The 13,371-nt window shown below is 46.4% G+C and carries 14 protein-coding genes and 1 tRNA gene; 11 read left to right on the forward strand and 4 right to left on the reverse strand.

Features of this window, described 5'->3' with window-relative positions; translation table 11 throughout:
- Positions 1-201 (forward strand): hypothetical protein (locus tag QUB10_RS27575; RefSeq protein WP_333206378.1); only part of this gene is annotated, 201 nt, incomplete at its 5' end.
- Here the strand turns inward: QUB10_RS27575 and QUB10_RS27580 are convergent.
- Both QUB10_RS27580 and QUB10_RS27585 read right to left on the reverse strand, forming a co-directional pair.
- A complete protein-coding gene (locus tag QUB10_RS27580; RefSeq protein WP_333206379.1) occupies positions 198-1,649 on the reverse strand; it encodes an RtcB family protein in 1,452 nt (483 codons plus the stop codon). The genes QUB10_RS27575 and QUB10_RS27580 overlap by 4 nt on opposite strands.
- A 328-nt stretch (positions 1,650-1,977) precedes the next feature.
- Positions 1,978-2,817 (reverse strand): prephenate/arogenate dehydrogenase, encoded by an 840-nt coding sequence (locus tag QUB10_RS27585; protein ID WP_333206381.1) that lies wholly within the window; start codon positions 2,815-2,817, stop codon positions 1,978-1,980.
- A gap of 38 nt (positions 2,818-2,855) precedes the next feature.
- On the opposite strand from QUB10_RS27585, the gene QUB10_RS27590 reads away from it, so the two are divergent.
- From QUB10_RS27590 to QUB10_RS27630, 9 genes are all read left to right on the forward strand, one after another.
- Positions 2,856-4,418, forward strand: a complete 1,563-nt coding sequence (locus tag QUB10_RS27590; protein ID WP_333206383.1) for a pentapeptide repeat-containing protein — start codon at positions 2,856-2,858, stop codon at positions 4,416-4,418.
- A gap of 96 nt (positions 4,419-4,514) precedes the next feature.
- Positions 4,515-6,077, forward strand: a complete 1,563-nt coding sequence (locus QUB10_RS27595) for a pentapeptide repeat-containing protein (protein WP_333206385.1) — start codon at positions 4,515-4,517, stop codon at positions 6,075-6,077.
- A gap of 79 nt (positions 6,078-6,156) precedes the next feature.
- The gene (locus QUB10_RS27600) at positions 6,157-7,686 is read left to right on the forward strand and encodes a pentapeptide repeat-containing protein (RefSeq protein WP_333206386.1); all 1,530 of its coding nucleotides are present in this window, start codon (positions 6,157-6,159) and stop codon (positions 7,684-7,686) included.
- A 22-nt stretch (positions 7,687-7,708) separates the two neighbouring features.
- The gene (locus QUB10_RS27605) at positions 7,709-9,217 is read left to right on the forward strand and encodes a helicase C-terminal domain-containing protein (RefSeq protein ID WP_333206387.1); all 1,509 of its coding nucleotides are present in this window, start codon (positions 7,709-7,711) and stop codon (positions 9,215-9,217) included.
- Between the two features lie 65 nt (positions 9,218-9,282).
- On the forward strand, positions 9,283-9,495 hold the full coding sequence (locus QUB10_RS27610) for a DUF2839 domain-containing protein (RefSeq protein WP_333063857.1): 213 nt from the start codon (positions 9,283-9,285) through the stop codon (positions 9,493-9,495).
- Between the two features lie 125 nt (positions 9,496-9,620).
- Positions 9,621-9,692: transfer RNA gene (locus QUB10_RS27615), tRNA-Val, on the forward strand.
- Between the two features lie 127 nt (positions 9,693-9,819).
- The gene (locus QUB10_RS27620; protein ID WP_333206388.1) at positions 9,820-10,620 is read left to right on the forward strand and encodes a TIGR04255 family protein; all 801 of its coding nucleotides are present in this window, start codon (positions 9,820-9,822) and stop codon (positions 10,618-10,620) included.
- Positions 10,621-10,624: 4 nt separating this feature from the next.
- The gene (locus tag QUB10_RS27625) at positions 10,625-11,029 is read left to right on the forward strand and encodes a hypothetical protein (RefSeq protein ID WP_333206389.1); all 405 of its coding nucleotides are present in this window, start codon (positions 10,625-10,627) and stop codon (positions 11,027-11,029) included.
- 6 nt (positions 11,030-11,035) lie between these two features.
- A complete protein-coding gene (locus QUB10_RS27630) occupies positions 11,036-11,647 on the forward strand; it encodes a hypothetical protein (protein WP_333206390.1) in 612 nt (203 codons plus the stop codon).
- Between the two features lie 57 nt (positions 11,648-11,704).
- Here the strand turns inward: QUB10_RS27630 and QUB10_RS27635 are convergent, their stop codons facing one another.
- Positions 11,705-11,911, reverse strand: coding sequence for a type II toxin-antitoxin system HicB family antitoxin (locus tag QUB10_RS27635; RefSeq protein ID WP_333206391.1), 207 nt, complete (start codon positions 11,909-11,911; stop codon positions 11,705-11,707).
- Entirely contained in the window at positions 11,911-12,105 is a 195-nt protein-coding gene (locus QUB10_RS27640; protein ID WP_333206393.1) for a type II toxin-antitoxin system HicA family toxin, read from the reverse strand. Before QUB10_RS27640 ends, QUB10_RS27635 begins: the two co-directional genes overlap by 1 nt.
- Before the next feature lie 255 nt (positions 12,106-12,360).
- On the opposite strand from QUB10_RS27640, the gene QUB10_RS27645 reads away from it, so the two are divergent.
- A complete protein-coding gene (locus tag QUB10_RS27645; protein WP_333206394.1) occupies positions 12,361-13,302 on the forward strand; it encodes a DNA polymerase beta superfamily protein in 942 nt (313 codons plus the stop codon).
- Positions 13,303-13,371 lie beyond the last annotated feature (69 nt).

Here is a 13,371-nt window from a genome sequence, read left to right on the forward strand (position 1 = left end):
ATTGCTTGGTTTATAACCAATGTCATCTATGCAGCAACATCAGGATATCTTCTTCAAGTGTTCGCAGTGTTGACACCGCTAATCTTAAGTTGGCACAACCCAAGCAGAGACCGAAAGCCAACGGCAGTGGAAAAAAAATTTTTTTACTACTTCTACCCAATCCACTTGGCGGGACTAGCAGCGCTGCGAACAATAATCTAACTCTGGGGATTCATTTTAGCGACTCCACCAACTATTTGCGCCTCAACCTGAACGTCAATTACTGGTTGAATTGGCTTGTAAGCTGCCGGTGCTTCTTCGATTCTGCGTTCTTCGCGCCAGGTAATGCAATCTACGCCGATTAATCCCAAAGCGGAGTCAGTTTTATCAGCACCTGCGCGACTCATATCGAAGCGCGATCGCGCCCTTCCTGCACCGTGAGAGGCCGATCGCAAAAATCGATCGTTCCCCTTCCCAACCAGCAAATAAGACGGCGCGCCCATCGAACCCGGTACAATTACAGGCTGACCGGAATGTGCGGGACAAGCGCCTTTGCGCGTTACCCAGCCGGCACCTTCAGCTAAAGTGATATTGTGAGGCAAATCGTAAACTAAGGGAGCTTCCACATCGCCGAAAACTTGTCGCAAACGCAACCGCAGAAGTTCTGCTAGCAGCAAACGGTTGATAAAGCCGTAGTTAGCGGCTGTTGCTTCCGCTTGCAGGTAGCTGTTCACAAGTTCGGGAGTTGCTGCGACAGACAGCGGAAAAAGCCGGGATTCAGGATGTTTCAGGGTTTTCGGCCAGGCCTCGCAAGCTCGATCGCGCCACATTCCGCCGATATATTTGCCGACATTCCGCGAACCGGAATGAATCATGAAAGCGATTTGTCCCGATCGAACTCCCCAAGTATAAGCCGTAGCTCGATCGATAACTTCCTCAACCACTTGAATTTCCACAAAGTGATTGCCGCCACCGATGGTAGCTAACCCCCCATCCCTGACTAAGCCGTCATTTGGGACTAATTCTTCAGGAGCCCATTTGACATCGCCATTCATGGAACCGCCGAGGAAAGTGCGATTGCACTCTGTCGCCAACTGCTCGAAATCCGAATTAGCCGCGCTGCCGGTTGGCTTGTCCAGCATACCATCCAGCCATCCGGGCATCCCGTGTTGGAACATCGCGCGAGCAGTTTTTGCAGTCATGCTAACATCGCGAGTACCGAAGAAATAATCGCCTTTGAGCAATTCTACAAAGCGATCGCGCTGACTGAGGAATTGTTCGATCGACAAATCCGCAACGTGTAACCGCATCCCGCAGTTAATATCGGAACCGGTAGCCGCCGGAATCACCATTCCTGCTGTTTCTACAATAGAGCCGATCGCCACCCCCGCATCCCCTGGATGGAAGTCAGGAGTAGCGCAAGCGCGACAAACGCAGCCGCCTTGAGGGTGTCGAACATTCGCCAAATTTGCCAACTGTTTGAGCGCCTTTGCTTCCACAGGAAAATCCTCTGGGAGCAAAACTTCTGCAGTTGGAGCATCGGCATTTTGCCAGTGTTCTTTCAGAGAACTATTGAGAGAAATGGAGTAGACTTTATTGTCGTAACTAACATCAAGACCTTGCCGAGACAAAGCTCGCAAAAGCCTGTTCAAGTTTTTTGGCAGCTGCATAAATAGTCTGTTGCGGGTTGCATAGCAACCCCCAAAAGTTGAAGAGATTTTTTAGAAAACAAAAGACTTGGGTTCAGCAGCCGCAATCTTTTTTAAGATAAGTTGAAAGGCAACTTTTCTAATTACTCAACTCATAACATATCATTTTTGATATGTCAACCCTTTTCTTGAAGTTTTAATAAATATAGATGATTTACCAAGCGGTGTCAGAAACCCGGTTTGTGCCTAGAAAAATCGCTTGAGTCGAGAATAAATGTACATTGAAAATCAATATATAGGCATCCACAAATCATAATCTAAACGGGAACCGTTTTAATTAATATTTGGCTCACAAGTTGTAATTCTCTCTCGCTTGTTGAGTCTGCTTCAGCTTGTGTTCGAGACTTTGCCAATTTTCGGCTTTGATATCGCTGATGAACCCGTCGAGACAGTCGCGGTAAATAGAGAGCGATCGCAATAATTCCTCTCGATTGTACTTTGCCACCATCACTCCCAGTTCGGGATTGCCACCCCCCACCCGGCTCGTGTCCCGAAAACCCGAACTCGCCAAATGTTGGGCTAAATTAACAATATCCCGATCGCCCTCAAGATCGCACGCAGCAACCAGCGTCGCGCTCGCCATGAGTGGCAAATGAGAAATCCAAGCCACAGCTCGATCGTGTTCTTCCGGCTCACATCGGTAAACTTTAGCACCCAGCAACCGCGCAATTTCCTCAACCTTATCCACCGCAAGCGTCGGCGTCTGGGCCTGCGGCGTCACCACATAAGGCCGGCCCACAAACAAATCCGGTATCGCCGCCTCAATGCCGCTTTCAGCAGTCCCCGCCATCGGGTGTCCCCCTACAAAATTCTGCCACAGAGGAGACACAGCCTGCACTATGGGTGTTTTTACGGAACCGACATCGGTTACAATAGTATCAGGGGAAAGATAGGGCACCAACTCTCGGACGATCGGCTCGATCGACCCCAGTGGCGTGCAAATAAAAACCACATCGGCTGCTGCCATCAGAGACAGGTTTATGCTGGCTTCATTGACAACACCGCGAGCTTGCGCCCGATCGCAAGTCTGCTGCCGACTCGAAACCCCAAAAACATTAAACCCGCGCGATCGTAAATCCAGCCCGATCGAGCCACCAATTAAACCCAGTCCTACAATACCGATATTCATAGCAATAAAATGGGGATATTTGATACGGTGCCGCCCCCATGACAGTCGAGGAACTCCTGAAGAAATATGCCGCCGGAGAAAGAAACTTTGCCGGAATCAACCTGACTGAGGCCAACCTCAGCGGCGTCAACTTGAGCGGAGCCAACCTCAAGGGTGCGAATCTGAGTGTAGCAAACCTGAGCGGAGCAAACCTCAGCAAAACCAACCTCACAGGTGCAAAACTCAACATCGCCAGACTCAGTGGCGCCCATCTAGGCGGCGCCGACCTCACAGACGCCGACCTCAACGTCGCTTACCTAGTGCGAGTTGACCTCAAAAAAGCCATACTCACAGGGGCAAAACTGATCAGAGCCGAGCTAATTCGAGCCGAGCTCAGCGGAGCCAACCTTAGCGGAGCCAACCTCAGCGGCGCCACCCTCACCGAAGCCACCCTTCGAGGAGCCAACCTCGCTCAAGCCAACCTTCGAGGCGCTCACCTCAGCGGCGCGTGCTTGACAGAAGCCAACCTCGAACAAGCCAACCTGCAAGGAGCCGACCTCAGCCGAGCCGACCTCAGCGGCGCCGACTTGCGAGGCACAGAACTGAGACAAGCCAACCTCACTCAAGCCGTACTCAGTGGCGCCGACCTCAGCGGCGTCAATTTGCGCTGGGCCATCCTCAGCGGCTGCAATCTGCGCTGGGCCGACCTCAGCGAAGCCAAATTGAGCGGTGCCGACCTCAGCCGAGCCGACCTCTGCCACGCCAACTTGCTGAATGCCAGCTTAGTTCACGCCGACCTGTCAAATGCCTATCTGATCCGCGCCGACTGGATTGGAGCCGACTTAACCGGAGCCACCTTAACCGGAGCCAAACTTCACGCAGTTTCGCGGCTCGGCATCAAAACCGAAGGCATGACCTGCAAGTGGGTCGATCTGAGTCCCAACGGCGACCACAGCCAAATTTACTGGTTGAACTCTGGAGGAACCCAGGAATTTTTTCACGAAACCTTGCCCACAGTTCGGATTGTGATTGACTCGCCCTTAGACCAAGGCGCTCATTTTGCACTAGCTGCAACTTATTACCAAATTGCCCAACAATACCCGAGTTTAAGTCAGCCGCCCACGATCGAAGTCAGCTCCAGGCGCACCGTACTCGCGTTTAAAATGGACAGCGATGATAAATTATTTGCCACCGCTTACGTTGCCATCATTCCTTTTAACGACGCTGCCATAACTCAAAAAAACCTAATAGCTTTAATGAAAATGATTCAATCCCACGATGCAGGCAAACTTAACGTCAAAGAATCTAAACACGTCCAGTTATGCAGCAAAGCACTCAACCAAGCTATCAGCAAAGTAGACCAAATCAAAATTTCCAGTTCTTTTCCAAAAATCGGTGAAAGCATCAATTTCTTTCAAATTCCCACACAGATGAGCTTAATTAATTCCCGCGATCAAAGACTCAGCGTATATCACCACCCCGCCTTCGGCAAGCGCCTAATTAAAAAATACGAGCCAAGTAACTCACCATCGGGTAAATTAGCCGAAAGCACAAAATTGGCTCAAGCTAATATCACTAGCATTTTGGATTTTATAAAAGGCTTCCACAATATAGATGTCTAGGCATATTGCATCAAGTTACAGAAAATGCTTATTCTAGTTTAAAGGTTGGCACAACAAAGCTTTGTTCTAGCTAACACATCAGGGAAATTTAAAAGCATGGATGCCGAAGAACTCATCACCAAATATGCAGCAGGAGAAAGAGACTTTACTGCCATCCTCCTTTGCGAGGCAAATCTCAGCAGGATCGATCTCAGCGGGGCTAATTTCAGTGAGGCAATCTTGAGCCTCACCAACATGAGCGGCACCAATCTGTCAAACGCCAACATGAGAAAAGCCAAACTCAATGTTGCCAGACTCAGCGGTGCCAATCTCCACAAAGCCAACCTCAGCGGCGCTATCCTCAACGTAGCTAACTTGATTCGAGCCGACCTCAGCGAAGCCCAACTCGTCGAAGCTACACTGATCAGATCCGAACTGATTCGAGCAAACCTCAGTAGTGCCAACTTGACCGGCGCAAATCTCAGCGAAGCAGATTTGAGAGAAGCAACCCTCAGAGAAGCCAATCTAGAGCAAGCCGACCTCAGCGGGGCTCACCTGAGAGGCGCTTTTCTAACAGCGGCCAACTTGGAACGGGCCAACTTGCACAGAGCCGACCTCAGCAGGGCAGACTTGCGAGGAGTCAACCTCTGCAATGCCGAACTCAGACAAGCTAATCTGTCTCAAGCAAACCTTAGCGGCGCTGACTTGCGAGGCGCTAATCTCCGGTGGGCTGACCTCAGCGGGGCGAACCTGACCGGTGCTGACCTCGATGAAGCGAGATTGAGCGGGGCCAACTTGTACGGGGCAAATTTGAGCAATGTCAATCTGTTGAACGCTACTTTGGTACACGCGGATTTGACTCAAGCGAATTTGATTCACGCTGATTGGGTGGGCGCCGATTTGACGGGGGCGGCCCTGACGGGGGCAAAAATTTACGCGGTGTCTAGGTTTGATGTGAAAGCAGATGACATTACCTGCGATTGGGTTGACCTCAGTCCTAACGGCGATCGCAGCCACATTCAGCGCTTTACCCCAGAAGAATCTCAAAGGTTTTTCAATGCTACACCGCCGACAGTTCAAATTATTGTCGATCGACCCCTCGACCCCGATGCTAACTTTGTCCTCGCGGCTACCTACCGCCAAATTGCCCGTCAATACCCTGCTTTGAGCCATCCTCCCAGTATCGAAGTTAATTCCAGACGCACAATCATATCATTTAAAATAGAACAGGACGATCAACTATTTCCCACCGCTTTCGTTGCGATTGTTCCCTTTAGTGATGCAGCATTTACTCAGAAAAATTTGATTACTTTGATCAAGATGATTCAACCCCAAAGTGGTAATAACCTGGGCGTCAGAGTCTCAAATATGGTAGTGCAATTAAACGTCGCCCTGACCAAAACAATGAGAAAAATAGGTGAAATGAAAATTCAACCGATTCGCCTCGATCGCGAACCGATGTCAAGTTTTTTCCAATCGCCTACCCAAACTGTACTCGCTAACTCCAGCGCCGAAACTTTGATGATTCACTATCACCCAGATTTTGGCAGAAACTTGACAAATTTGCCCGGAGTCAACAAAACCTCTATCAGTCCTGCAATTAAAGCCCAAAGATTTACCACCCCGCCGCTAAATACGGTCATTGAGTTTGTCAAAAGCTTTTATCAGCTCGGTGAGTAAATACTATAAATTAATTTGATATTATTTCTATTTATGCCATATAAAAGTTAGCCGATCGCCATTTTATTCAGGTAAACAAATGGAAGCTGAAGAACTGCTCAAACGATTTGCAATCGTCAAAAGATACACTGAAGGCGACAGAGAATTCACAGGAATCAACCTGAATGAAGCTAATCTCAGCCGCATCAACCTCAGCCAATCAATTTTAAGGCGGGCTAGCTTATTTGTCACCAACCTCAGCGGCGCTAACTTGAGCGACGCTAACTTGAGCGAAGCTAACCTGAATGTGGCTAGACTCAGCAGTACCAACCTGTCGCGGGCAATCTTAAACGGGGCGACTCTCAACGTAGCAAACTTAGTCAGAGCCGATTTAAGTGCAGCTCAATTAATCGGAGCCTCCCTGATTAGATGCGAATTAGTCCGCTGCGAACTCAGCAAAACTAACTTCAGCGGTGCCAACCTGACTGAAGCAGATTTAAGAGATGTAAAACTGACGGAAGCTAACCTGTGCGGTGCTAATCTTTCCGGTGCAAATCTTTCCGGTGCTTCGGCTGCTTCAGCTAACTTTCAAGAAGCTAACTTGCATGGCGCGGATTTGACGAAAGCAGAATTTAGCGGCGTCAATTTGAGCAATACCGATATGAGACAAGCTTCTTTGCAACAGGTGAATCTCAGCAGTGCCAATTTGAGCGGAGCTAACCTCAAATGGGCTGATTTGACGGGAGCTAACCTCAACGGCGCCGATCTGAGCTGTGCTAAATTGAACGGAGCTAACCTTAACGGAGCAGATTTAAGAAATACTAATTTAGCAAGTGCTAGTTTGGTTCACGCTGATTTGACAGAAACAAATTTGATTAATGCAGATTGGGTGGGCGCTGATTTGAGGGGAGCAACTTTAACAGGAGCAAAACTGTATTTGGTTCCTCGATGTGGCATCATTGCAGATGATATTACTTGCCAGTGGGTTGACCTCAGCCCCGCTGGCGATCGCACTCTGATTCAACAATTTAAGTCGCAGTCAGAATCGATAAAATTTTTAAGTCACACGCCTGGGTTAGTGCAAATTGTGGTTGACGCACTTTTAGACTACTCAGCAAACAGCACTTTAGCAACAGCTTACAGCGAAATATCTCGGCATTACCGGGCCATGAATTTTCCTCCTAATATTGAAGTCGGCTACCGCCGCACAACTCTAACTTTTAGATTTGAGAGCGATGAGCATTTATTGCCAGCAGCTTTTTTAGCGATTCTTCCTTTTAAGGATGCTGTACAAACTCAGAGAAATATTATGGTTATCGGCAAAAATATCGAAACTCAAAATTTGGATGATAAACGAATAGTGCAGTTGCGTAAAGCATTGAGTACAGCTACAAATAAATTAAATGAGTTGATAAATTTTGTCTCTAATATCTCACGGGTGAGTCAGCCAACAAAGTTTTTTGACTCACCTACGCAAACTATTTTAATTAGTTCGGGACAGGAGAGTTTGATGGTGAATTCTCACGGGAATTTTGGGAAGGGAGGTGCAGCTCATCAGGAGAGTAATTTCAGTTTGCCTCTCGGTCAAAAAGTAGTTGATTTTCTGGCCAGTTTTGATTATGTTGATTGAGGAATGTTAACAGTACAATCGATTGATTGAGGTAGAAGTCCACAATTCGCTGCTCCGCTTCCTGCGATCGAACTCCGAGCCGCACTGGCCCCACCATTTAACGATGGCGCGGCTCGTGGCGCGGGCTTTGCGCTTGGGGCGCAGCGCTCTGATCCAAACGGGGCTTCCCGCTGGAGCTTACCGACAGCGGTATCGAGTCAGCTATTTGATGCCGATTTTGATGTGGCCGGAACCTGTGATTTTAGTGGCGCCGACACGGGTGATCGAGCATTTGCAGGCGGTAGAAATTCCGCGCTTGCAAGAGTGGTTGGAAACAGAGGGGTCGATCGAGACTTATTCCGATAATGCCACTGGACAAGGATTGATGCTAGCAGATCCGCAGTCTTGGCTGGCGGCTCGCTTGGCGGCGAATTCGCCACTTCCGAGCAATATTCCGACAATTATCGACGGTGTGGATGACTTGGAAGTTTGGACGCGCCAGCAATTGACGGCGTGTTTGCAACCTGCTGACTGGAATGATTTAATGCAATCTCAGCCTTTGGAAGCCGATGCAATCCTCCAAGGGCGGGTACTGCTAACGCGCGCTTTCTTTCAGCATCCGGCGAAACCAGAGGAGTGCTATTTGCTGGAAACCGCAGAGCAAAATATTTTGCAGGGGCTGTTTGAAAGGATCGAGCCAAATTCGCTGATTCCGGCTGCTTGGAGCAATTTTTGGCAGCGGTGGGAAGGAAACGGAAAATTGCGGTGGGCGGAAATTAATCGGGAGGCTGGCTCATTTTCTCTGTTCTGCGCGCCGGTTCAGGTGGCTGAGGTTTTGAGCCAAATTTGGGATTGTCAGCCTGTGGTGTTGATTGGGGGGGCGGTGGATGTGGAACCGAAGGCTCCGATCTTCCGGCAAATGCTGGGACTGCCAGAATTGACCAGCGTTAAGTTTTCGCCCGATCGACAAAGCGAATTAATTCAACTGTACATTCCCAACTGGCTGCCGCTGCCAAATACGCCGGAATTTCAGGGTGTTTTAATTGAAGAAATTCGGACTTTGCTGTTGATGAGCGCGTCGGTGGCGGGTTTAACGGTGCTGGTAGTTGGTGATGTACCGCTGAAGGCTCGGCTGGCGGCGATTTTGGCTTCTGAGTTCGGTTCTCGGGTGCAGGTAGAAAAAACAGATGTGGGCGAGAATGCGATTTTGGTGACTGGGTGGGAGTTTTGGCGGGAACATCAGGGGGAATTGAGGGCGCCTCACTTGCTGGCGATCGCAACTTTGCCGCTACCTTCTTTGGAGAATCCTTTGGTGACGGCGCGTGTGGCTTATTATAAGGAACGGCGCAAGGATTGGTTTCGGTTGTATTTGCTGCCGGCGGCGCTGAATGAATTGCAACGGGCGATCGCGCCGGTGCGAGAACGTCAAGGGGTTGTGGCGATTTTCGACAGCAGGGTGATTCACCGCAGTTATGGACAGCAGGTTTTAGCGGCTTTGAGTCCTTTTGCGAGGATTGATTATTTGGATACGACTTGGTTGACCCAGGCTTGAGATGACCTGTTGGCGTATAATTTGGTTAGGTATCCAGTTGAAAAGTAATTTAGTAGACAAAAATTATGGGTGAAGCTAAGCGTCGCAAAGAGTCGATCGGCGACGAATACGGTAAAGAAGAACGCATCGTTCCCTGGCTGCCAATCACGAAAACCCAAAGCGAAGATTTTGTGAAGTGGACAAGTCGCGGAAGCTGGATGGGGATTAGTCTTTTGGTTGCTTGGTGGATTGTAGTGCGGTTTGTCGGCCCGTCCGCGGGTTGGTGGCAGGTTAACTGATGCCAGACTCGACAAATGCCTGTTTTCTTGGCATTGTGTCGAGTTTAAGTCGGAAACAAGCGGCTGAATTTTTAGGAAAATTTTAGTTGCAAATTTGGACTTGGTATGGTATGGTAATTATCTGCGGGCAATTAGCACAGTGGTAGCGCACTTCCTTCACACGGAAGGGGTCACAGGTTCAAATCCTGTATTGCCCATATTTTTAAGTTGTAAAATTTGATTGGGAAAAGGCGATGGCATCTATCCTGAATGTAATTCTGTTTGGAAGTAAGTTAAGCTAGAGTAATAGACGCTCTTCAAATTGGTAATGGATACTTTGAAAAAATGAAGCTCCCAAACTATGAAAGAGTAATTTATGAGGACAGCCCCCTAATTGAGGTTATTGCTCAACTTAGATTTCCAACTATCCTGAAAATTGCCAGCCAACAGCCTGTAGACTTTCAAGATAGTATAAGGTTTGAATACCCAATTTTTGAAACTTCTAGAAATTTGCAGATCCCGGTTGAGCTATCTAATCTTTTAACCCAATTTACCTCTAATTTTACCAGTGACTTGACTTCAATTGACTTGACTTATCAATTTAAGTCAGAAGACTTGAGTTGCCAGATATCTTTAGACAAAAACTCTATAACGCTTGCTACGACAAAGTATGAAAGATATGAAAATTTTATTGATAAATTTAAACGCGCTGTAGAACTTTTTGAAAAAATATATAATCCCTCTTTTTATTCACGAACAGGACTAAGATATCGTGATTTAATTATTAGGTCAAAACTAAATATCAAAGACAAAAAGTGGCATGAATTAATACCGCAACATATTGCTTCTGAACTGTATACACCAGAAGTAGCAGATTCAATTCAAAACTTTGTTAAAAATTTACAGCTAAAAACGGAATTCGGTCAAGTTAATTTTAATCATGGGCTTGTTAACGTTAGGGACACAGAAAGAGGTATAGATGAAACAGCTTATTTATTAGATACTGATTTTTTTACTGAGGATAAAGTAGAAAGGAGTGAAAATGCCTGGAAAATACTCGATAACTACAACCATACAGCCAGAAATCTCTTCCGCTGGGGTATCACGGAAGAGTTGCACAGAGCAATGCGACCTCAACCAATATAATCCTATGCACGTAACAACTGGTGGTACTCAAAGCAAAAATATAATTGGACAAAGGTATGAAGTTTTACCCACTCCTGCTCAGACGCAGTATCGGCACACTTTAGCATCTGGTACTCCTAGCTTAAAAATCGAAGTTTCCATCGAACCACCTATTAGTGGTGAATGGTTTGGTCAATTCAATCAAAACACGATCGCTTGGGTTAAGTGCTTAACGCTACTCAATCTGCTTTTTGCTAAGACTCCAGAAGGATTGCAAGAAGCATCTGACGTGCTTGAACAAATGGTGGAATATTATAGTGACTGTCGGTCTGATTTAGGACAAACTACCTTACCTCAAGAATTAGGATTACTTACTGGTAGCGTATTACCTAGCGAAGTCAGACCACCTTTAGTCCTAGATTTTGAGTAGCTAACCATGCGTAAACCTTGGATTTACAGAGCCTCGAATGACAAAGAGGCTCTTAGACAAGGGGAAATTCTGACTGGACTTATACAGATTAAACCAGTTCCAAGTGAATCTTCTCCAAACCTCAATCAAATTCAGTACCTCGATCAAATTCAGTTTAAACCTATTGTTCATCCTTATGCAATTATAGTTACTCAAAACTGTGATTTAGATTGGGACTATAGCGCTAGGCCAAATCGAGATAAACCTAATAAGTTATTAAACTCTATACTTTTTTGTCAAGTATATACAGCTCAAGAAATTCGCTCCAACAAAACAGTTCAGCTAAATTCAGCAGATTGGAATTTAGTTAAATCTAATCGTTATCAGCAATACCATTTTTTGGAAAAAATACCTCTAGAACGTGAATCATCTCAGGAAGGCATACCAGAATTAACAGTAGATTTTAAAAAAAATTTTGCGATAGATGCTGATTTCTTATACAATCAAATAAATAATAATTTTGCTAAACGACGTGCTGTGCTTGAAAGTCCATATTTAGAAGACTTTTCACATCGTTATCATGACTTTCATGGGCGTGTAGCACTTCCTGCACAACATGAAAGTGAAAAGGGGGTATAAGGGGAAAACTAAGCGGGAAAAAAACCGACTGGAAATAAAAAGTAATTGGTGTTTAGCTTAAGCTTCAACATATTCGCAAATAGAGACTGGTTCGGGAATAGGAAAAGCATCCTCTTGTAGTCCTTCAAGATGAAATGCGATCGCCTCTTTAATTAAATGCCTCACCTCTTCTAAACTTTCAGCCACAGCTACACATCCAGGTAAATCGGGAACATAAGCACCGTAGCTAGTTTCACCTTTTTCAATTACAACAGCATAACGCATTAATCTTCCTCCTCTAGTTGAGATTGCCGCAAAACACTTTTAAGCGTACCAATTGGCATATCAACGCCTAAATTACCTGACACCGTGACAGTCCCCGCCTTTTCTGGGTGTTTAAATTGACGATGACTGCCCTTTGTTCTAGCTAAATACCAACCATCATCTTCTAACATTTTAATAACTTCTCTAACTTTCATTATTCATTTATCTATAAAACTCATCAACTCCCGCACTTATATCTTCATAATACGATCTAACTTCAGCAACCTCTCCATTGTAACCGGCGCGACTGATAAAAAACCTCATCCTGCTCAATCTGAAGACAATGTTTAACAAGGCCCAAACTGCCGTAGCACGGGCGAGGACTCCTAGCGATCGCCCAAAACTTCCCTTATATACTACACCTATGCTACACTAATATCGTAGCTCGTGTCCCCGGAGGAGGTTCCCTCATGGCAAATGCCAATATTCCTCAAAATTTCAACTTAATCCTACCCGCAGGAACCCAAATTGTCACCAAAATAGAGGTCAAAAACCCCGCCGGCGACCAATCTTGGAAACCGGGATTAGTAGGCGTCATCGTTCAATCGCCTACGGACAATTCCCACGCATATTTAGTCAAACTCCCAGACGGAACACAAGTTAGTCTGCGGCGGCACGAACTCAGTATCCGCAAGCAGTTTCAGAGCGAAGGATTGCAGTCAGGAGGAGATTTTCTTGCAGAATACAACCTCTATGATTCTGTAATTTACCGCTGCATTCTTGGCTCTAGAGCGTATGGTCTTGATAACGAGCAATCCGATACAGACAGACGCGGGATTTACCTGCCGCCGGCAATACTTCATTGGTCGCTTTACGGCATCCCAGAACAATTGGAAAACAAGGAAAATGAGGAATGCTATTGGGAACTGCAAAAGTTTCTAGTTTTGGCACTAAAAGCTAATCCAAATGTGCTAGAATGTTTGTACACGCCTTTAGTAGAAACTGTTTCTCCTGTAGCACAAGAATTGCTGGAAATTCGGGAAATGTTTCTTTCTCAATTGGTTTATCAAACTTACAATAGCTACGTTTTGTCTCAATTTAAAAAAATGGAGCAAGACCTCCGCAATACCGGGGAAATTCGTTGGAAGCACGCGATGCACTTAATCCGCTTGTTGCTGTCAGGAATTACGGTGCTAAAGGAGGGGTTTGTGCCTGTTCGGGTGCAGGATTATCGATCGCAACTTTTATCTATCCGCAACCAAGAAATATCCTGGGATGAGGTGAATCGCTGGCGGTTGAGTTTGCACGGTGAGTTCGATCGCGCTTTTGCTGCAACTAAATTGCCAGAACGTCCTAATTACGAGAAAGCGAATCTGTTTTTGATTAAATCTCGTAGAGGTGCGATCGGCTAAAAGGGGCGGGTTTACGAGATCGTTAATTTGAGACATATATGGTTGGTAAAACCCGCCCCTACAGGTATT

Source organism: Microcoleus sp. B5-D4 (assembly GCF_036705145.1).
Taxonomy (GTDB): Bacteria; Cyanobacteriota; Cyanobacteriia; order Cyanobacteriales; family Microcoleaceae; genus Microcoleus.

Excerpts from the sequence above, each read along its gene's own strand:
- QUB10_RS27630 (WP_333206390.1), top strand. The coding sequence starts at position 11,036 with ATGCGTAAACCTTGGATTTACAGAGCCTCGAATGACAAAGAGGCTCTT.
- QUB10_RS27645 (WP_333206394.1), top strand. The coding sequence starts at position 12,361 with ATGGCAAATGCCAATATTCCTCAAAATTTCAACTTAATCCTACCCGCA.
- QUB10_RS27600 (WP_333206386.1), top strand. The coding sequence starts at position 6,157 with ATGGAAGCTGAAGAACTGCTCAAACGATTTGCAATCGTCAAAAGATAC.
- QUB10_RS27625 (WP_333206389.1), top strand. The coding sequence starts at position 10,625 with ATGCACGTAACAACTGGTGGTACTCAAAGCAAAAATATAATTGGACAA.
- QUB10_RS27640 (WP_333206393.1), bottom strand. The coding sequence starts at position 12,105 with ATGAAAGTTAGAGAAGTTATTAAAATGTTAGAAGATGATGGTTGGTAT.
- QUB10_RS27595 (WP_333206385.1), top strand. The coding sequence starts at position 4,515 with ATGGATGCCGAAGAACTCATCACCAAATATGCAGCAGGAGAAAGAGAC.
- QUB10_RS27580 (WP_333206379.1), bottom strand. The coding sequence starts at position 1,649 with ATGCAGCTGCCAAAAAACTTGAACAGGCTTTTGCGAGCTTTGTCTCGG.
- QUB10_RS27590 (WP_333206383.1), top strand. The coding sequence starts at position 2,856 with ATGACAGTCGAGGAACTCCTGAAGAAATATGCCGCCGGAGAAAGAAAC.
- QUB10_RS27635 (WP_333206391.1), bottom strand. The coding sequence starts at position 11,911 with ATGCGTTATGCTGTTGTAATTGAAAAAGGTGAAACTAGCTACGGTGCT.
- QUB10_RS27585 (WP_333206381.1), bottom strand. The coding sequence starts at position 2,817 with ATGAATATCGGTATTGTAGGACTGGGTTTAATTGGTGGCTCGATCGGG.
- QUB10_RS27620 (WP_333206388.1), top strand. The coding sequence starts at position 9,820 with ATGAAGCTCCCAAACTATGAAAGAGTAATTTATGAGGACAGCCCCCTA.
- QUB10_RS27610 (WP_333063857.1), top strand. The coding sequence starts at position 9,283 with ATGGGTGAAGCTAAGCGTCGCAAAGAGTCGATCGGCGACGAATACGGT.